Genomic DNA, 18,564 nt, shown 5'->3' with positions numbered 1-18,564 from the left:
CCGAGCGGGGTCTGGTGCGTGCAGCTGCAAGGCGGAGGAGGGCGGCGACGCGGAGCGTCGGCAACCGACGACAACGCGGCTGGGGGTCCCCCCTCTGGGGGAGCGCGTGCCAGACCCCGCGACGCCGGCATGATCCGCCGGACAGGCCCTAGTGCACACCGCTCGGACGAGAGGGGGCACCCGGCACGCGCCGGGTGCCCCCTCTCGTCGTAGGGCACCCGGCGTATGACATCTGTCATCCGGCAGTCAGGACCGCCGACACTGCCGGGCGCAGGGCCCCGGCGGCCACCCTGGAGCACATGACAACGACAGCCGTGAAAACGGCGACTCCGGTGGTCGGATTCGACCGGGTGAGCAAGAGCTACGGGAGCGTACGGGCCGTCGACGGGCTGACACTCGCGCTGAACCCGGGGGAGACCGTGGCCCTGCTGGGCCCGAACGGGGCCGGCAAGTCGACCACGCTCGACCTGCTGCTCGGCCTCAAGCAGCCCGACAGCGGCACTGTGCGGATCTTCGGCACCGGCCCGCGCGAGGCCATCGTCGCCGGGCGGGTGGGCGCCATGCTGCAGAGCGGCGGGCTGATGGACGAGGTCACCGTCGCCGAACTGGTCCGGCTCGCCTGCGATCTGCACCCGAGGCCGTACAAGGTCTCCGACGTGCTGAGCCGCGCCGGCATCGCGCAGATCGCCGACCGCAAGGTCGACAAGCTCTCCGGCGGCCAGGCCCAGCGCGTCCGCTTCGCCCTCGCGACCGCCGGCGACAGCGACCTGATCGTCCTGGACGAGCCGACCACCGGCATGGACGTCACCACCCGCCAGGCCTTCTGGGCCACCATGCGTGAACAGGCCGACCAGGGGCGGACCGTGCTGTTCGCCACGCACTACCTGGAGGAGGCCGACGCCATAGCCGACCGTGTGCTGGTGCTGCACCGGGGCCGGCTGCTGGCCGACGGCTCGGCGGCCGAGATCAAGGCGAAGGCGGGGGCGCGGCGCATCTCCTTCGAGCTGGACGCCACGGACCTCGACGAGACCGCGCTGCGCGCACTGCCCTTCCTGACCCGCCTCGACGTGGCAGGCGGCACCGTCCGCATCCAGTCCTCCGACGCCGACGCCACCGTCCATGCCCTCTACGGCAGCGGCCTCTACCCCCGCAACCTCGAAGTCGCCGGGCTCGGCCTGGAGCAGGCGTTCGTGGCCATCACCGAGGCCGAGGAGGCCCGCAACCGATGATGAATACATTTGCTTCGCGGAGCCTCATCAGGCTGGAACTGACCCGCGCCCTGCGCAACCGCAAATTCCTGTTCTTCTCCGTGCTGTACCCGTCGCTGCTGTTCCTGCTCATAGCGGGCAGCGCCGACAGCACCACCAAGATCGACGGGACGGGCCTGACCCTCCCGACGTACATGATGGTCTCCATGGCCTCCTTCGGCGCCCTCACCGCCGTCCTGATGGGCAACAGCGAGCGCATCGCCAAGGAGCGGGAGGGCGGCTGGGTACGGCAGTTGCGGCTGACGACCCTGCCGGGGCACGGCTACGTCCTCGCGAAGACGGCCGGGTCGGCCGTGGTCAGCCTGCCGTCGATCGTGATCGTCTTCGCCGTCGCCGCGACCGTGAAGGGCGTACGCCTGGACGCCTGGCAGTGGCTCGCCCTCACCGGCGCCATCTGGGCCGGCAGCCTGGTCTTCGCCGCGCTCGGTGTGGCCCTCGGCTACCTCGCCAGCGGGGACGCGGTCCGCCCGATCACGATGATCACCTACTTCGGCCTGTCCATCCTCGGCGGCCTGTGGATGCCGACCACGACCTTCCCGTCCTGGTTGCAGGAGATCGCCAAGTGGGTGCCCACCCACGCGTACGCTGCCGTGGGGCAGGCGATCGAACAGAGCCAGGCCCCGCATGCCAAGGACATCGCCGTCCTCGCCGTCTTCTTCGCCCTGTTCACCGGCGGCGCGGCCTGGCTGTACCGGAAGGACACGCTGAAGGCGTGAGCAAGATGTGGGAAGACCTGCGGTTGGACGGGCACCGGGCGGAGTGGCGGATACGCGTGGGAGAGCCACCCCGCAACCGGGCCGAGCTGCGACGCAAGGTGCTGTGGATCGGCGTCTGGCTCGTGTTCCTCAGCTCGCCGGTGAAGGATCTGCTCTCCGGGCGGCACACCACCGCCGGCACCGCGGCGGGCTGGCTCGGCCTCGCGGCCTTCGTCGGGGTGTATCTGTCGCTGGTCTTCCGGAACATGGGCAAGCCGTTCACCGGACGGCGTGTCGTCGTCCTCATCCTGGCCCTCGGCGCGCTGGCCACCGTGCTGTGCCTCACCCTCGGCGGCCACTGGCTGGGCCTCTACTGCTATGTCTCCGTCGCCTGCGGGTCCACCCTCCCGCTGCGACTGGCCTACGGCGCGATCCCGGCCACGACCGGCCTGATGCTGCTCGTCGGCAGCCAGGTCGACCGGGAGGAAGCCCAGAGCCTGGCACTGCTGGTGCTGCTCATCGGATTCGCCATGACCGGCATCGGCCAACTGGTCCGTACGACGATCGAGTTGCGCCAGGCCAGGGCCACCGTCGCCCAGCTCGCCGCCAACGAGGAGCGTCTGCGCCTCGCCCGCGACCTGCACGACCTCCTCGGTCACTCCCTCTCGCTCATCACCCTGAAGAGCGAGCTCGCGGGCCGTATGCTCCCGGCCCACCCCGACAAGGCAGCCCAGCAGGTCGCCGACATCGAACAGGTCAGCCGCCAGGCCCTGGTCGACGTCCGCGAGGCCGTCACCGGCTACCGGCGCCGCCGCCTCGCCGCCGAACTGGCGGGCGCCCAGCTCGCCCTGACGGCGGCCGGAGTGGCGGCCGAGCTGCCCGCCGAACCCGACCTCACCGGTGTCCCCGAGGAGAGCGAGACGGCCCTCGCCTGGGCCCTGCGCGAGGCGGTCACCAACGTCGTACGGCACAGCGGCGCCCGGCGCTGCACGGTGGAACTCCAGCACCGCCAGACCCTCGACGGCCCCGTCCTCGAACTCTCCGTCGAGGACGACGGCTCGGGCAGCCCGGGCAGCGGTCCCGGCAGTGGTCTGACGGGCCTGACGGAACGCCTCGCGAAGGCGGGCGGGGCCCTGGAGGCGGGCGGCATCAGGCGCGGCTTCCGCCTGACCGCCCGCGTCCCGGCCGTCCCGACCGCCGCGGCCGCGGCCGTGGCCTCGACCTCGGCCGACGTAGGATCCCCGTCATGAGCACGCCGATCAAGGTTCTCCTGGCCGAGGACCAGTCGATGGTCCGTGAGGCGCTGGCCGCCCTGCTCGGCCTGGAGGACGACATCGAGGTCGTCGCCCAGGCGGCCCGCGGCGACGAGGTCCTGGCGGCGGCCCGTGAGCACGACGTGGACGTGGCCCTCCTGGACATCGAGATGCCCGGCGCGACCGGCATCGAGGCGGCGGCCCTCCTGCACACGGAACTCCCGGCCGTGAAGCTGGTCATCCTCACCACCTTCGGCCGCCCCGGCTACCTCCGCAGCGCGATGGAGGCGGGCGCCGACGCCTTCCTGGTCAAGGACGCCCCCGCGGCCCAGCTGGCCGAGGCGGTCCGAAAGGTACTGGCGGGCGAGCGCGTCATCGACCCCACCCTGGCGGCAGCGGCCCTGGCAGACGGCGCCAACCCCCTCACCGACCGCGAACGAGAGGTCCTCAGAGCAGCCGAGGACGGATCCACCAACGCCGAACTCGCAGCGGCCCTCCATCTGTCCCAGGGCACGGTCCGCAACTACCTCTCGACAGCAATCCAAAAACTCGCGGTACGAAACCGGGCGGAGGCGGTACGGATCGCACGAGAAAAGGGCTGGCTGTAGCCCCTTCAGGGGCGCGGGGAACTGCGCGAACAGCCACGACGCACCCGCAGTCGCGCAACCACACATGCCCCTACGGCGAACCGGCGAACTCAGTTGAGCAACGCCCGAGCAGCCCGAGCCTCCCCCCGCACCCGCTCCGCCGCCCCCTCATCCACCGCACTGATCAACTCCGCGTAGGCCTCCAACTCCACGGCCCCATCGACGAAGTCCCCCCGCTGGACAAGCAACTGCGCCCGCTCGAACCGCAACCGAGCCGGATGAGACGGCAGCGACAACGACAACTCCACCGCCCACAGCGCGACATCCGTCCGCTCGGGCCGCGCCGCCGCCCACGCCCGCACGTTGTTCAGAATCCGCAGCACCACGTCCAACGGATCCGCCGGCGTCAGCATCGACGGATGCAGCGCCGCCCCCGTGGCCCCCGCCACCAGCAACTCCGTGTCGCTCCCGGTCAGCACCCGCCCCCCGGCGAAGGGATCGGCGAGCACCTGCTCGTCGGTCGGCCCGAACCCCACCACGAAGTGCCCGGGCAGCGCGACCCCGTACACCGGCGCCCCCGCCCGCCGGGCGACCTCCATCCAGAGCACCGACAACAGGATCGGCAGCCCCTTGCGCCGCTCCAGCACCTGGTGCAGCAACGACGACTCCAGCCGCTGATAGTCCGCGGGCGCCCCGCGAAACCCGTACCGCTCCCCGAGCAGCTCCCGCAGCGCGACCGCCCAGGCCCGCGGCCCGCCGGGCCGGAACGGCAGCTGCCCCGCCAGCGCGTCCAGCTCGACCTGTGCCGCGTCCATGCGCGTCTCGTCCAGCGCGCCGTCCGCCTCGGCCCCGACCAGCAGACACAGCAGGGACAGATCGGGCCGCTCGGACCGTGCCTCTTCGGCGAACCGCTGCCGTAGCTCGGCGGAACGTTCGGGGGGTGGGGGGTACAGGGGGCGCATAGCTGGGTCGTGCCCTTTCACGGCGATCGGTACTGCTGCTCAGGCTGATCGATAGTGGTGGTACGCGTGATGCGCGGTGAAGCCCATCCCGGCGTACAGCCCCCGCGCCCCCGCGTTCTCCGTCTCGACCTGCAACCACGCCGCCGACGCCCCCTCGTCGAGGGCCCGCCGGGCCAGCGCGGCCATCACCCGGGTGGCCAGCCCCTGCCGCCGTAGCGCCGGGTCGACCTCCACGGCGGCGAACCCGGCCCACCGCCCGTCCACGACACACCGCCCGATCGCGGCGGGCGCACCGCCGGCCGCACCGGGAACCGTCGCGAACCACACCGACGGCCCGCTCGCCAGCACCTTCAGGGCCACCTCGCTCACCCCCTTGCGCTGATACCGCCCGAGCCAAGCCTCGTCCGCCTCCCGGGAGAGCACCACCCCGGCGCCCTCGTCCCGGTCGGCGATCGGCGCCAGCGCCCCGATCCACATCTCGGCGGACACCTCCCGCACCCACCCGAGCCGCTCCAGCTCCGCGCAGAGCAGCTCCTGAGTGCCCTCGGCGCCGGTCGCGGTCTGGACGTACGCGGGGAGCCCACGGTCGCCGTACCAGCGCCGTACGGCGTCGAGCGCGGCCGGAAGGGGCAGCCCGGGGTCGCCGAGCGGCAGCGCGGAGTTGGCCCGGCGGGTGAAGCCGGACGCGGCCCGCAGTTCCCACTCGCCGAGCCGCTCGCTCTCCACCGGCCGCCACGCGCGCGTGGCGACATGCGCGAGTTCCTCGTACGAGGCGGAGGGGCCCCGGCGCCGGGCCGGAGTGGCCGGCACCACCTTGCCCGCGACCAGCGACGCTTCCGGGATATGGACGGTCTCGCCGCTCTTCCGTGTGATCAGCAGCACACCCTCGTCCCATGATGCGAGAACACCCACCGTGTCGGTGAATTTCTCACCCGGAGCCTCAGGATCGTTCAGGCGGCGTACGGAGACTCGTTTACCCACGTCAGCAGCGGTGATACGGACCTCAAGGCGCCCCGTCGCAGAGATTTCCACAGGTCAGTTCACCCCTCCTGTTCGGATCATGCCCAAGAACGGAGATACTAGGGGCGGGCATCGACGACGCCGCGCTCCCGCGCGCCAGGCGGCGGAGCCTGAGGAGGCTCGCCAGCGCCCTATCGAGGAGGAACGACAGCGTGACCTACGTCATCGCGCAGCCTTGTGTCGACGTCAAGGACAAGGCGTGCATCGAGGAGTGCCCGGTCGACTGCATCTACGAGGGCTCCCGGTCCTTGTACATCCACCCGGACGAATGCGTCGACTGCGGAGCCTGTGAGCCGGTCTGCCCGGTCGAGGCGATCTTCTACGAGGACGACACTCCGGAGGAGTGGAAGGACTACTACAAGGCGAACGTCGAGTTCTTCGACGAGCTCGGCTCCCCCGGCGGCGCCAGCAAGCTGGGTCTGATCGAGCGGGACCACCCGTTCATCGCCGCGCTTCCGCCGCAGGCCGAGTAGTCCGCACCCGGCGACCCGCAGAGCGTGCCGCCTCGGTCCTGTACGGCCTGATCGCCTTGATCGCCGTACGGGACCGAGGCGTTGCCGTATCCGGCAGTACCAGAAAGTGAGCGAGATTCCGTGTCCGCAGTCTCCGACCGCCCACCCGTCGCCCGCCACCACCCTTCCAAGGAGTCGCTGCGCGACCGCCTGCCGGACTTCCCCTGGGACAAGCTGGAGCCGTACAAGAAGACGGCCGCCGCGCACCCGGACGGCATCGTCGACCTCTCCGTCGGCACACCGGTCGACCCGGTCCCCGAGCTGATCCAGAAGGCGCTGATCGACGCGGCGGACTCCCCGGGCTATCCGACGGTCTGGGGCACCCCGGCGCTGCGCGACGCGATCACCGGCTGGGTGGAGCGCCGCCTGGGCGCCCGCGAGGTCACCCACCGCCACGTCCTGCCGATCGTCGGCTCCAAGGAGCTGGTCGCCTGGCTCCCCACCCAGCTGGGCCTCGGCCCGGGTGACAGGGTGGCGTACCCGCGCCTGGCGTACCCCACGTACGAGGTCGGCGCCCGTCTGGCCCGCGCGGACTACGAGGTGTACGACGACCCGACGGAGCTGGACCCGGCGGGCCTGATGCTCCTGTGGCTGAACTCGCCGTCGAACCCGACGGGCAAGGTGCTGTCGAAGGACGAACTGACGAGGATCGTCGCCTGGGCCCGTGAGCACGGCGTCCTGCTCTTCTCCGACGAGTGCTACCTGGAGCTGGGCTGGGAGGCCGACCCGGTCTCGGTCCTGCACCCGGACGTGAACGGCGGCTCGTACGACGGCATCGTCGCGGTGCACAGCCTGTCCAAGCGCTCCAACCTGGCCGGCTACCGCGCCGCGTTCCTGGCCGGCGACCCCGCGGTCCTGTCGCCCCTCCTGGAGATCCGCAAGCACGGCGGCATGATGACGTCGGCCCCGACTCAGGCGGCGGTCATCGCGGCCCTCGGCGACGACGAGCACGTCCGCGTCCAGCGCGACCGGTACGCGGCCCGCCGCAAGGCCCTGCGCGCGGCCCTGGAAGCCCACGGCTTCCGCATCGAGCACAGCGAGGCCAGCCTCTACCTCTGGGCCACCCGCGGCGAGTCCTGCTGGACGACCGTCGCCCACCTGGCCGACCTGGGCATCCTGGCGGCCCCGGGCGACTTCTACGGCGAGGCCGGCGCCCAGCACGTACGCGTGGCGTTCACGGCGACGGACGAGAGGGTCGCTGAGGCGGTACGGCGCCTGGCGTAGCGCCTCCCCGGGCACACGAAAGCCGACGGGGTTCAGGGAACTCCCTGAACCCCGCCGGCGGTTCGACCCGAGGGATCGGCCGATCAGCCGATCGGCAGGGCCTGGACGGGCAGCGACCCGGTCTTCGGCGTGTTCTGGGTGGCCGTTCCGGCCGCGTCGCCGAGGACGGTGCCGACCGTGCCGGCCACGCCACCCGCGGTCTCCTGCGCCGCGGGCGTCGCCTTCTTCGCGACCTTGCTGCCGGTCTTTGCCGCGGTCGGCACCGCCTTCTTCGCGGCCTTGCCACCGGTCTTGGTCACGTTGCCGCTGGCCTTCGTCGCGGTCGGCAGCGCCTTGTCGACCGCGGTGTCCACGGCACCACCCGCGATGCCGGCGGCCTGCTGCGTCGCGCCGTCGACGACGGTCGCGTTGTCCACGGCGGTCAGCCCGCCGACCTTCGAGGCGTCGGGCAGTTCGGGGGCCGCGCTGGCGGAGCCGGCCGCACCGACCCCGGCAGCCGCTCCGGCAGCGACGAGCAGCGCGGCACGGGCGATCCGGCGAGTCAGGGGGAGGGACATGATGCTCCTTCGACGGGTAAGTCGGATGAGAACGATGAAGTGTCCGACTGCGCCCGGCAGTTGACCGACTGGCTGTTGATCTCCGGGCTCGGACGCAGTGACTACCGCTCGAAGCCCCCGAAGGTTGCGGCGCGCCAACGTAAAGAGTTGGTAATGCGTCGCATTATCGCCTGCGGATAAAAAGGGTCAAAAGGAGCCGGGTTGGAAACCCTGCCGAATCCTTACAGCCCTTTGTCCTCAAGGGTTTTAACGGATTCGGGGGTGGTCGCAGCAAATCCTGCCCACACGGTCACCGGTCGATGCCTCGGGTAACCCGAGGGGGCGAGTCCCCGAACTAGTGAGTGGTGACGATGCGGACCGAGTCCGGCCCGCTGCTCTCCGCCTCCGCCGCACCCGGCGCCGTGCTCGCCCGCCACCGGCTGTCGGTGTTCCCGGCGATCCAGTCCCGTCCGGCGTACGACACCCGCTGGATGTGCAGATCGGACGCGTTGGCCACGGCCCAGTGGGCGAGCTGCCAGCCGCGCTCGTGGGCGCCGCTCCCGGTGCCGGAACCCCGCTCGCCCGACACGGGCAGCACGATGGTCCGCCCGTCGCTCTCGATCACGGTGGGAGCGGGGGTGGGCCTGGCCTTCGCGCTGCCCACCTCGGCGGCGGCCGACTGGAGCGCGTCCTGCCCGAAGTCCCGTACGAGAGCGGCCCGCACGGAGTCCGTGCCGCCGGCCGAGCTGGTGCCGGGGAGCCCTTCGCAGGTCAGCGTCGCGGCGGAGCGCCCGGTGAGGGCGGCGGCCAGCAGCGTCGCGTCCGGCTCGTGCTTGGCGTACGCCTCCGGGAAACCGCTGCGCTGGACGCGCTGGGCGGCGACGGTGAGCGGCAGCTCGGTGTAGCCGCGGACCTTGACCAGGTGCTCGTAGAAGATGCCGGACGCGTAGATCGGGTCCTGGATCTCCTTCTCCGTGCCCCAGCCCTGCGAGGGCCGCTGCTGGAAGAGCCCCAGTGAGTCGCGGTCGCCATGGCCGATGTTGCGCAGTCCCGACTCCTGCAGCGCGGTGGCCAGCGCGATCGTCACGGCCCGCTCGGGCAGCTTGCGGCCGGTGCCTACGGCGGCGATCGTCGCCGCGTTCACCGCCTGCTCCGGCGTGAACTCGTACCGGGCGCCGTCGCCCTTGCCCGAGACGACCGCGCAGCCCGGTGTCCCCGGGCCTCCGGTGACGTACTGCACCGCGAGATACCCCGCGACAGCGAGCAGGACCATGAAGGCCGCCCCGCGACGCAGGAGGCGGCCACGACGTTTCGGAGAGGGTGACGGCTCTGGCACGCCCTACAAGGTAGCTGAGGTTACTGGGGGGTATGTGCGCAGTTGAAAATCGGTGGGAAAAGTGAGGTGACGCTCTGGCGGGTTAGGGTCGACGCCATGGCTGACACCTCCCTTGACCTCACGCTGGACGCCGCGAAGCTCACCGCCCGGCTCGTGGACTTCCCCTCCGAGAGTGGTACGGAACAGCCCCTCGCGGACGCCATCGAGACCGCCCTGCGCGCCCTGCCGCATCTGACCGTCGAGCGGTACGGGAACAACGTCCTGGCGCGGACGAGCCTGGGCCGGCCGGAGCGGGTGATCCTCGCCGGCCACATCGACACCGTGCCGATCGCGGACAACGTCCCGTCGCGGCTGGACGAGGACGGCGTCCTGTGGGGCTGCGGCACCTGCGACATGAAGTCGGGCGTCGCGGTCCAGCTCCGCATCGCCGAGACCGTCCCGGCTCCCAACCGCGACCTGACCTTCGTCTTCTACGACAACGAAGAGGTGGCCGCCGACCTCAACGGCCTCAAGCACATCGCCGAGCAGCGGCCCGAGTGGCTGGAGGGCGACTTCGCGGTGCTGCTGGAGCCGTCGGACGGCGAAGTGGAGGGCGGCTGCCAGGGCACGCTCCGCGTCCTGCTCAGGACCAAGGGGGAGCGCGCCCACTCCGCGCGCGGCTGGATGGGCTCGAACGCGATCCACGCGGCGGCCCCGATCCTGGCCCGCCTGGCCTCGTACGAACCCCGCTACCCGGTGATCGACGGCCTGGAGTACCGGGAGGGCCTGAACGCGGTCGGCATCTCGGGTGGCGTGGCCGGCAACGTCATCCCGGACGAATGCGTCGTCACCGTCAACTTCCGCTACGCGCCCGACCGCACGGAGGAGGAGGCCATCGCGCACGTCCGCGAGGTCTTCGCCGACTGCGGCGTCGAGGAGTTCGTGGTCGAGGACCACAGCGGCGGCGCGCTGCCCGGGCTCTCCCACCCGGCGGCAGCGGCGTTCATGAAGGCGGTCGGAGGCGTTCCGCGCCCCAAGTACGGCTGGACGGACGTCTCCCGCTTCTCCTCCCTGGGTATCCCGGCGGTGAACTACGGCCCCGGCAATCCGCACTTGGCGCACAAGCGGGACGAAAGGGTGGAGACGGCGAAGGTGCTGGCGGGGGAGGAGCGGCTGCGGGCGTGGCTCACGCAGTAGTGCGGGGGTGACGGGCGCCGTTTGGAATGCCCCTCGGGTGCCACTTGGGATGGAGCTGGGCATGGCGCTCGGGAGCTCGGCATGGCGCGTGGGACGGCGCTTGGGGCGGCGCTTCATGGCGGTCATGCACATGTACCCCGTCCGTAACCCTGGTGGATCTACGCTGAGGTGGAACGACCTGCAAGACCCGCAGGCCCCGCAGTGGAGGGAGCGCACATGGCTACCGGTAACCCCGAGGGGAAGAAGCAGCCACCGTCGGAACAGCGCCTGGGACCGGTCCTGCGGAGGCGGGGCCAGGTGACGGCGAGCACGACCGACCAGCGGTTGCTGGACGCGGGCGGCCCCTCGGACTGGGTCCACACGGACCCCTGGCGCGTCCTCCGTATCCAGTCGGAGTTCATCGAGGGCTTCGGCACACTCGCCGAACTCCCGGCGGCGATCAGCGTGTTCGGTTCCGCGCGCACACCGGCCGACTCTCCCGAGTACGACGCCGGGGTGCGCCTCGGCCGAGGGCTGGTCGAGGCCGGGTTCGCGGTGATCACCGGCGGTGGGCCCGGCGCCATGGAGGCGGCGAACAAGGGCGCGTGCGAGGCGGGTGGCGTCTCGGTCGGCCTCGGTATCGAGCTGCCCTTCGAACAGGGGCTCAACCCGTACGTCGACATCGGCCTGAACTTCCGGTACTTCTTCGTCCGCAAGATGATGTTCGTCAAGTACGCCCAGGGCTTCGTGGTCCTCCCCGGCGGCCTCGGCACCCTCGACGAACTCTTCGAGGCCCTCACACTGGTCCAGACCCAGAAGGTCACCCGCTTCCCGATCGTCCTGTTCGGCAGCGAGTACTGGGGCGGCCTGATCGACTGGCTGAAGAACACGCTGATCGCCCAGGGCAAGGCGGCGGAGACCGACCTGCTCCTGTTCCACGTCACGGACGACGTCGACGAGGCGGTGGCCCTGGTGTCCAAGGAGGCGGGCCGCTAGCGCTGGGCTTGAGCGGAAGTGGCGCCGGGCGTTCCCGGAAGGGCACCGCCGCTCGGGCCACTGTCCAGGGGGCTCCGCCCCCTGGACCCCGAGCGACCCCGAGTCTTTGCCCACCCACTCCCCGACTCGGTCTCTCAAGAGGCCGGCCTTGAGGTACTCAGCCCGTCCGGCGTTTGAGGACAAGGCCCTTCAGGGGACGGAGTGGGGGTCTGGGGGCGGCAGCCCCCAGAAGCCCCCCGGGGTCGAATGGGCCGAGCCCCTGGGGGACGGGACGGGTAGGGGCGGCGGGGGCGAGGAAAGCCCTACGCCAACCCCCGTCGCGCCACCGCCGGAACCCGATGCCCCGCGATGGACGCCACCATGTCCAGCACCTGCCGCGTCTCCGCCACCTCATGCACCCGATACACCTGTGCCCCCAACCACGCCGACACCGCGGTCGTGGCGAGCGTCCCCACCACCCGCTCCTTCACCGGCCTGTCCAACGTCTCCCCGACGAAGTCCTTGTTGGACAGCGACACCAACACCGGCCACCCCGTCTCCACCATCTCCCCCAACCGCCGGGTCGCCTCAAGACTGTGCCGAGTGTTCTTCCCGAAGTCGTGTCCCGGGTCGATCATGATCGACTCCCGGGGCACCCCCAGCGCCAACGCCCGCTCGGCCAACCCCAGGGTCACCCGCAGAATGTCGCCCATGACGTCGTCGTACGTCACCCGATGCGGCCGAGTACGAGGCTCCGCGCCCCCGGCATGCGTACACACCAGCCCCGCCCCGTACCGCGCGGCAACCTCCGCCAGCTCCGGTTCCACCCCACCCCACGCATCGTTCAGCAGATCCGCCCCCGCCTCGCACACGGCCTCGCCGACAGCCGCCCGCCACGTGTCGACGCTGATCACGACGTCAGGGAACCGCCGCCGCACCTCGGCCACGAACCCGACCGTCCGCCGCGCCTCCTCCTCGGCGGTCACCTCTTCCCCCGGCCCGGCCTTCACCCCACCGATGTCGATGATGGCGGCGCCCTCCGCCACGGCCTGCTCCACGCGCGCGAGGGCCGGCTCGTCACGGAACGTCGACCCCTGGTCGTAGAAGGAGTCCGGGGTCCGGTTCACGATCGCCATGATCACTGGCTCGTGCGTGTCGAACTCACGCGTGCCCAGCCTGAGCATCCGCTGTGACCTCTCCTAGTACGTCCTGGCAAGTCGCCGCTGTTCGGCCGCCTGCGACCCTAACTGTCAGAGTCGCATGGCACGATCGGACACTGACACACTCGACCGCTCGCATTCACCGACCGTGGGGGCCCAGCGATGGTTATGTTCTTGTTCCTGGTCGTCGCGCTGGCCGTCGTGGTCGCCGCGGTGACCCTCGCCGTGGTGGGCGGCGGCGAGGGCGACGGCCCGCTGCCGGAGGCCGCGCCCGAGCGGCTCCAGGACCCGCTGCCGCCGGACCGCCCGCTCGACCGCGCCGACATCGACAGCCTCCGCTTCCCCCTCGCCGCCCGCGGCTACCGCATGTCCGACGTCGACGACGCCCTCAGCCGCCTCGCCGCCGAGCTCGCCGAGCGGGACGCCCGGATCGCCGACCTGGAGTCCGCGCTGGCCGGCGCCCAGGCCTCACCCGGCAGCCGTGTGCCAGGTCATGTGTCGGGTCACGGTTCGGGCCATGTCTCGATGGAGAAGCCCGGGCCGGAGGACCAGCAGTGAGCGACGGCACGGTCATCGCCGGCCCGGACGGCGCGCTGCGCTGCCCCTGGGCCCTGTCCACTGCGGACTACGTGACGTACCACGACGAGGAGTGGGGCCGCCCGGTCCACGGCGACGACGCCCTCTACGAACGCCTCAGCCTGGAGGCCTTCCAGTCGGGCCTGTCCTGGATCACGATCCTGCGCCGCCGCGAGGGCTTCCGTACCGCCTTCGCCGGCTTCGAGATCGCCAAGGTCGCCACCTTCACGGACACCGACAAGGACCACCTCCTCACCGACGAGGGCATCATCCGCAACCGCGCCAAGATCGACGCGACGATCGCCAACGCACGCGTGCTGGCCGACTGGGCCCCAGGCGACCTGGACGACCTGATCTGGTCCCACGCCCCGGACCCGACCACCCGCCCGGTCCCCAAGGTCCTGGGAGACGTCCCCGCGGTCACTCCGGAATCAACGGCTCTGTCGAAGGCCCTGAAGAAGCGGGGCCTGCGCTTTGTGGGCCCGACGACGGCATACGCCCTGATGCAGGCGTGCGGTCTGGTGGACGACCACCTGGAATCCTGCGTCGCGAGAAGCGCCCCTTAAGGGGGCGCGGGGAACTGCGCGACCAGCCACATCGGACCCGCAGCCCCCAACGGTGCTACCGCCCCGAGCTCATCGGCCCAAATACTTGGGCTTTTCCTTGTTCACAAAGGCCTGCACGGCGATCGCATGGTCCTCCGAGGCCCCCGCCCGAGTCTGCAGCTCGTCCTCCTTCTCCAACGTCTCCTCAAGAGAGTGCGACAGCCCGAACGCCACCGCCTCCTTGATCGCCCCATAAGCCACCGTCGGTCCCTCGGCCAACGCCCGCGCCACCTTCTCGGCCTCGCCGCGCAGCGATTCCGCAGGCACCAGCCGGTTCGCGATACCGAGCTCGTACGCCTCCTGCGCCTTGATGTTCCGCGGGAAGAGCAGCAGATCGGCAGCGCGCCCCGGCCCCACCACCCGCGGCAGGGTCCACGAGATCCCGGAGTCCGCGGTCAGCGCGACACCGGCGAACGACGTATTGAAGGCGGCCGTATCCGCGACCACCCGATAGTCCGCGGCCAGCGCGAACCCGAAGCCCGCCCCGGCCGCGACCCCGTTCACCCCGGCCACCACGGGCTTCGCCATCCCGGCCAGCGCCTGCACGATCGGGTTGTAGTGCTCCCGCACCGTGTTCATGGTCTGCCGCGACCCGGTCTCCCGGTCGGTGATCAGCAGCCCGATGTGCTCCTTCAGGTCCTGTCCCACACAGAACGCCCGCTCCCCGGCCGCGGTCAGCAGCACGGCCCGTACGGCGTCGTCGCCGGCCGCGGCCTGCACCGCCTCCCGCAGGGCGACCTTGGCAGCGACGTTCAGCGCGTTCATCGCCTCGGGGCGGTTCAGCGTGATCGTCGCGAGTCCGTCGCTCACCTCGTAGAGCACGGTGTCGGCCATGACGTATCCCCTCCGGCTTTCGCGGATCGGGCGTACTCGTCGGTACGCACTTGTCTGAAGGACAGCATGGCGGAGATCACCGGCAACGGCCCTGACCGGACGTGTGACCTGCGTCAAAGAATTCTCGTCCGGTTCTGTTCGACCTGGGTGCGTGCGGTGGCGCAGTATCGCAGTCACATCGCCGAATTGAGTGGTTTTGCTCGCGCGCGTTGCCCAAGCGATGCCGACTGATGTTGGTCATCGGGTCCTGAGATGCGGGATAATGGCTTGGAAGCAATGTGTTCGATGCCGGTGTCGCGTGTCTCATGCCAGATGCGCGTGCCCTCCATGGGGCCGTCGGCTTTGACTATGAGCTGGTTTCAGGAAGGGGAACGAGCATGGCGGCCATGAAGCCGCGGACGGGTGATGGCCCGCTCGAGGTGACCAAGGAGGGGCGGGGCATCGTCATGCGCGTTCCGCTCGAAGGCGGCGGTCGGCTCGTCGTCGAGCTGACCCCGGACGAGGCCGACGCGCTCGGCGACGCCCTCAAGAAGGTCGTCGGCTGACGCGGCAGCGACCCTACCCTTTCGGCGACCCCGGTATCCCACATGGTGCCGGGGTCGCTGCTTTTGCGGTACGACCCTGGCGCACGGTCCGCACGGTCCGCACGGTCTGCCGTACGGTCATCGCTTGACCGCGCACAGCAGCCCGTCCCCGACCGGCAGCAGCGACGGAACCAGCTCCTGGCTCTCGCGCACCGCGCGCAGCAGCTCCCGGATACGTATGACCTCGGTGGGCTGCGGACCCGAATCGACGGTGCGGCCGTTGGCGAAGACGCCCTCGAAGACGACGAGGCCACCCGGACGCAGCAGGCGCAACGATTCAGCGAGATAGTCGAGAAACTCCAGCCGGTCACCGTCGCAGAAGACCAGGTCGTAGCCGGCGTCCGCGAGGCGGGGCAGGACGTCCAGGGCCCGGCCCGGGATGAAGCGGGCGCGGTTGCTGGCGAAGCCGGCGGCGCGGAAGGCCTGGCGGGCGAACTGCTGGTGCTCGGGCTCGGGGTCGACGGTGGTCAGGACGCCGTCGGGGCGCATGCCGTGCAGGAGGTGGATGCCGGAGACGCCGGTGCCGGTGCCGATCTCCGCCACCGCCTTCGCGTCCACCGAGGCGGCCAGCAATCGCAGCGCGGAGCCCGTGCCGGGCGACACCGAGCGCAGCCCCGCCTCGCGGGCCCGGTCCCGGGCCCAGCGCAGGACATCGTCCTCGGCGACGTAGGCGTCGGCGAACGCCCAGCTCGTCTGCCGGTTGCCGGTAATGACCCTCTCCTGTCCCCGTGGTTGCCTGGGCGTGACTGTATCCGCTGCGGGCGGGAACCCGCAGATGGGACCGGGCGTTTAGAAGGGTGGGAAGACGAGCGGGGGGACACAGTTGGATCACGATGACGAGCGAGACCGCGAGCAAGTGCTGACGCAGGCCCACCAGCCGTATCAGCCCAGATCAAATTCTCGTAAAACCGCTTATCCGGAGCTAACGGGCGAGGTGGCTATGGTAGGGGCTCCACTGGACACCACCAGAGCCGACAGGGGAGGTGCGGCTGCGCCTGTGGATCGGGGAGGAGTGCTACGGCGCTTTCTCGGATCGGCGGGCAGGCCGAAATCCGTGAACGACACCGCTGACCACAGCCACGCCGGCGACTTCGCCCAGACCGCGACCTTCTCCACCGACGCGGACGGGCAGGCGTGGACTCCGCCCACCTGGGAGGAGATCGTCAGCACGCACAGCGGCCGCGTCTACCGACTGGCGTACCGTCTCACCGGCAATCAGCACGACGCCGAGGACCTGACACAAGAGGTCTTCGTCCGCGTCTTCCGCTCCCTGTCCACATACACGCCGGGCACCTTCGAGGGCTGGCTGCACCGCATCACCACCAACCTCTTCCTGGACATGGTCCGCCGCAAGCAGCGCATCCGTTTCGACGCGCTGGGCGAGGACGCGGCCGAGCGGCTGCCCAGCAAGGAGCCCACGCCCCAGCAGGTCTTCAACGACGCGCACTTCGACGCCGACGTCCAGCAGGCCCTGGACACCCTCGCGCCCGAGTTCCGCGCCGCGGTCGTTCTGTGCGACATCGAAGGACTGTCGTACGAGGAGATCGCCGCGACCCTGGGCGTCAAGCTCGGCACCGTCCGGTCCCGTATCCACCGCGGCCGCTCGCAGCTGCGCAAGGCCCTCGCCCACCGCTCGCCGGAGGCGCGCGCCGAGCGCCGCTCCTTCGTGCCACGTGTGGCCGCTCTGGGGGGAGGGGGCGCGACCGCGTGAGTGGCTCCCGACCCAACCCCGCCGAAAGGCTCCTGGCAGAGCAGCATCTGGGAGACCGACTCTCCGCCCTCGTCGACGGAGAGCTCGGTCATGAGACGCGCGAGCGCGTCCTGGCCCACCTGGCGACCTGCGCCAAGTGCAAGGCCGAAGTGGACGCCCAGCGCCGACTGAAGAACGTCTTCGCGGAGGCGGCCCCGCCGCCTCCCTCCGAGAGTTTCCTGGCCCGCCTTCAGGGCCTCCCCGGGGGAGGTGACCTGGACGGCGGCGGCTCGCCGCTCGGCGGGGGAGGATTCGGCGGACTGTCCGAACGGCCCGGCACCACCGGGGTGTTCGGGGTGAAGCGCGACCGCTTCGAGTTCGGATACGTCCCGTCGCGTTCGCACGCCCCCGCGCTCCCCGCCTCGGACGGCGGCTTCCGCACCCATCCCGTGGGCCGTCAGGACGTCGACCGCTCCGGGTCCTCTCGTATGAGGTTCGCGCTGGTCGCGGCGGGCGCGGTGTCCCTGGCGGCCATCTCGCTGGGTGGCGTCACGACGAGCGTGCCGACCGACACGGAGGCACGCGGCGGCTCGGGCGGCAGCAATGTGACGCCGGCCCGGACCCAGGGCAGCGGCAACACGACGACACCCGAGCACCAGCGCCGCCGTGCGCTCGGCCCGCTGCTCGCTCAGGCACGGGGAGAGGGGACGCCCGACACCCCGGTGACGTCGATCGAGGCATCGGCTCCCCTTCTGCCCGGGATGCCGGCCCAGCCGGCCGCCGACGAGGAGATCCACACCCTGACGGCAGCCGTGGTGGCCGGTGCGGCCGCCATGTCCCCGCTGATACGCCCGCTCAGCGCGACCACGCCGCTCACCCTGACCTCGTGGTCCAAGGCCCCCGAGGTCACGGCGACGCCCGACCTGCGCGTCGCACCCGTCTCCGACGCGACGTCGTCCCCCTCCATCTCTCCTGCCACCGAGCGCTGACCCGGCCTCTGCGCAGCGGCCGACGAACCTGATTGAATCCGGGGTGGGCCGCGCCCTGGCCCTACGGCCGGGCGCGGGGGTTCGATGAACTGCGGCCGCCGTTGTCGCCGCGTGCCGGATCGGGGAGGTAGCACGGGGTCGCCGGTTTCCTGAGGGAACTTGAGCGCGACAGCGCAGAGTTGAGTAGGCATTCGGGCGCCGGGACGTTCCCGGTGGCGGCCTGCCGGGGACCAGGGTTGGGAAGCCGGCAGACCGAAACCGTCCCCTGTCGGCCGCGGAATGAGCGGAATTCGCGGGTGGAGCGGAATGGCGGCCGATCGGCTGGGCTGCCCGGCCGCGCTCCGGTCGGACCCCGTCCTACTTGGAGCAACGGTCAGCAGCGAGTAGGAAGCAGAGCATGAACGAGGGGAAGCCCGCGAAGGCGAAGTGGTGGAACCGGCCCCGGCCGCAGGAGCCCTCGGCCCGGGCGGAGGACACCGAGCCGACGCCGGACGCGATGAGCGGGGCGGGGACGCCGGACGCGATGGGTGGGGCGGGGACGCCGGACGCGATGGGTGGGGCGGGGACGCCGGGCACACCGGCCCCGACGGGCCACCCGACACC

The 18,564-nt window shown here is 71.1% G+C and carries 21 protein-coding genes; 14 read left to right on the top strand and 7 right to left on the bottom strand.

Translation table 11 applies throughout. From position 1 onward, the window contains the following. Window positions 1-299: 299 nt before the first annotated feature. Genes POF73_RS39920 through POF73_RS39905 form a run of 4 tightly spaced genes read left to right on the top strand, consistent with a single transcriptional unit; the run spans window position 300 to window position 3,824 of the window. Window positions 300-1,229, top strand: coding sequence for an ABC transporter ATP-binding protein (locus POF73_RS39920; protein ID WP_272124295.1), 930 nt, complete (start codon window positions 300-302; stop codon window positions 1,227-1,229). Next, a complete protein-coding gene (locus tag POF73_RS39915) occupies window positions 1,226-1,984 on the top strand; it encodes an ABC transporter permease (protein ID WP_272124294.1) in 759 nt (252 codons plus the stop codon). Before POF73_RS39920 ends, POF73_RS39915 begins: the two co-directional genes overlap by 4 nt. A 5-nt stretch (window positions 1,985-1,989) precedes the next feature. Then, window positions 1,990-3,213 carry a sensor histidine kinase gene (locus tag POF73_RS39910; RefSeq protein ID WP_272124312.1) on the top strand — a complete coding sequence of 408 codons (1,224 nt, stop codon included), beginning with the start codon at window positions 1,990-1,992 and terminating at the stop codon, window positions 3,211-3,213. Further along, window positions 3,210-3,824 (top strand): response regulator transcription factor, encoded by a 615-nt coding sequence (locus POF73_RS39905; protein WP_272124293.1) that lies wholly within the window; start codon window positions 3,210-3,212, stop codon window positions 3,822-3,824. Before POF73_RS39910 ends, POF73_RS39905 begins: the two co-directional genes overlap by 4 nt. Before the next feature lie 89 nt (window positions 3,825-3,913). On the opposite strand, the gene POF73_RS39900 is transcribed toward POF73_RS39905, so the two are convergent. Next, entirely contained in the window at window positions 3,914-4,765 is an 852-nt protein-coding gene (locus tag POF73_RS39900) for a transglutaminase-like domain-containing protein (protein WP_272124292.1), read from the bottom strand. Between the two features lie 39 nt (window positions 4,766-4,804). Beyond that, a complete protein-coding gene (locus POF73_RS39895; RefSeq protein ID WP_272124291.1) occupies window positions 4,805-5,797 on the bottom strand; it encodes a GNAT family N-acetyltransferase in 993 nt (330 codons plus the stop codon). A 140-nt stretch (window positions 5,798-5,937) separates the two neighbouring features. Here POF73_RS39895 and fdxA point away from each other — a divergent pair, with 140 nt between their 5' ends. Together fdxA and POF73_RS39885 are read left to right on the top strand one after the other, a co-directional pair. Beyond that, on the top strand, window positions 5,938-6,258 hold the full coding sequence (fdxA, locus tag POF73_RS39890; RefSeq protein WP_030961637.1) for a ferredoxin: 321 nt from the start codon (window positions 5,938-5,940) through the stop codon (window positions 6,256-6,258). 120 nt (window positions 6,259-6,378) lie between these two features. Then, complete coding sequence (locus tag POF73_RS39885) at window positions 6,379-7,521, top strand: bifunctional succinyldiaminopimelate transaminase/glutamate-prephenate aminotransferase (RefSeq protein WP_272124290.1); 1,143 nt, start codon at window positions 6,379-6,381, stop codon at window positions 7,519-7,521. Window positions 7,522-7,604: 83 nt separating this feature from the next. Here POF73_RS39885 and POF73_RS39880 read toward each other — a convergent pair whose 3' ends face one another. Together POF73_RS39880 and POF73_RS39875 are read right to left on the bottom strand one after the other, a co-directional pair. Further along, window positions 7,605-8,078 carry an ATP-binding protein gene (locus POF73_RS39880; RefSeq protein WP_272124289.1) on the bottom strand — a complete coding sequence of 158 codons (474 nt, stop codon included), beginning with the start codon at window positions 8,076-8,078 and terminating at the stop codon, window positions 7,605-7,607. 334 nt (window positions 8,079-8,412) lie between these two features. Next, window positions 8,413-9,393, bottom strand: a complete 981-nt coding sequence (locus POF73_RS39875; RefSeq protein WP_443049722.1) for a heavy metal transporter — start codon at window positions 9,391-9,393, stop codon at window positions 8,413-8,415. A gap of 96 nt (window positions 9,394-9,489) precedes the next feature. On the opposite strand from POF73_RS39875, the gene dapE reads away from it, so the two are divergent. Together dapE and POF73_RS39865 are read left to right on the top strand one after the other, a co-directional pair. Then, window positions 9,490-10,569, top strand: a complete 1,080-nt coding sequence (gene dapE, locus POF73_RS39870; protein ID WP_272124287.1) for a succinyl-diaminopimelate desuccinylase — start codon at window positions 9,490-9,492, stop codon at window positions 10,567-10,569. Window positions 10,570-10,785: 216 nt separating this feature from the next. Next, window positions 10,786-11,544: a TIGR00730 family Rossman fold protein gene (locus POF73_RS39865; RefSeq protein ID WP_272124286.1), complete on the top strand. Its 759-nt coding sequence runs from the start codon at window positions 10,786-10,788 to the stop codon at window positions 11,542-11,544. Between the two features lie 302 nt (window positions 11,545-11,846). Here the strand turns inward: POF73_RS39865 and folP are convergent, their stop codons facing one another. Further along, entirely contained in the window at window positions 11,847-12,707 is an 861-nt protein-coding gene (folP, locus tag POF73_RS39860) for a dihydropteroate synthase (protein ID WP_272124285.1), read from the bottom strand. A gap of 144 nt (window positions 12,708-12,851) precedes the next feature. On the opposite strand from folP, the gene POF73_RS39855 reads away from it, so the two are divergent. Together POF73_RS39855 and POF73_RS39850 are read left to right on the top strand one after the other, a co-directional pair. Then, window positions 12,852-13,241, top strand: coding sequence for a DivIVA domain-containing protein (locus POF73_RS39855; RefSeq protein ID WP_272124311.1), 390 nt, complete (start codon window positions 12,852-12,854; stop codon window positions 13,239-13,241). Then, the gene (locus POF73_RS39850) at window positions 13,238-13,825 is read left to right on the top strand and encodes a DNA-3-methyladenine glycosylase I (protein WP_272124284.1); all 588 of its coding nucleotides are present in this window, start codon (window positions 13,238-13,240) and stop codon (window positions 13,823-13,825) included. The genes POF73_RS39855 and POF73_RS39850 overlap by 4 nt, the downstream gene beginning before the upstream one ends. 69 nt (window positions 13,826-13,894) lie before the next feature. Here POF73_RS39850 and POF73_RS39845 read toward each other — a convergent pair whose 3' ends face one another. Beyond that, the gene (locus POF73_RS39845) at window positions 13,895-14,698 is read right to left on the bottom strand and encodes an enoyl-CoA hydratase/isomerase family protein (RefSeq protein ID WP_272124283.1); all 804 of its coding nucleotides are present in this window, start codon (window positions 14,696-14,698) and stop codon (window positions 13,895-13,897) included. Between the two features lie 66 nt (window positions 14,699-14,764). Between POF73_RS39845 and POF73_RS39840 the strand changes: the two genes are divergently transcribed. Together POF73_RS39840 and POF73_RS39835 are read left to right on the top strand one after the other, a co-directional pair. Next, complete coding sequence (locus tag POF73_RS39840; RefSeq protein ID WP_272124282.1) at window positions 14,765-14,929, top strand: hypothetical protein; 165 nt, start codon at window positions 14,765-14,767, stop codon at window positions 14,927-14,929. 146 nt (window positions 14,930-15,075) lie between these two features. Beyond that, window positions 15,076-15,243, top strand: coding sequence for a DUF3117 domain-containing protein (locus tag POF73_RS39835; protein ID WP_003966491.1), 168 nt, complete (start codon window positions 15,076-15,078; stop codon window positions 15,241-15,243). A gap of 117 nt (window positions 15,244-15,360) precedes the next feature. Here the strand turns inward: POF73_RS39835 and POF73_RS39830 are convergent, their stop codons facing one another. After that, window positions 15,361-16,059: an O-methyltransferase gene (locus POF73_RS39830; protein ID WP_334313662.1), complete on the bottom strand. Its 699-nt coding sequence runs from the start codon at window positions 16,057-16,059 to the stop codon at window positions 15,361-15,363. A gap of 235 nt (window positions 16,060-16,294) precedes the next feature. On the opposite strand from POF73_RS39830, the gene sigE reads away from it, so the two are divergent. Both sigE and POF73_RS39820 read left to right on the top strand, forming a co-directional pair. Further along, a complete protein-coding gene (gene sigE, locus POF73_RS39825; protein WP_107903137.1) occupies window positions 16,295-16,993 on the top strand; it encodes an RNA polymerase sigma factor SigE in 699 nt (232 codons plus the stop codon). After that, complete coding sequence (locus POF73_RS39820) at window positions 16,990-17,961, top strand: anti-sigma factor family protein (RefSeq protein ID WP_272124269.1); 972 nt, start codon at window positions 16,990-16,992, stop codon at window positions 17,959-17,961. The genes sigE and POF73_RS39820 overlap by 4 nt, the downstream gene beginning before the upstream one ends. Window positions 17,962-18,564: the final 603 nt, after the last annotated feature.

It is taken from the genome of Streptomyces sp. HD (genome assembly GCF_028369295.1).
Lineage (GTDB): Bacteria > Actinomycetota > Actinomycetes > Streptomycetales > Streptomycetaceae > Streptomyces.
Note: the sequence above shows the minus strand (reverse complement) of the source record. Positions and strands in the feature narration are given on the sequence as shown.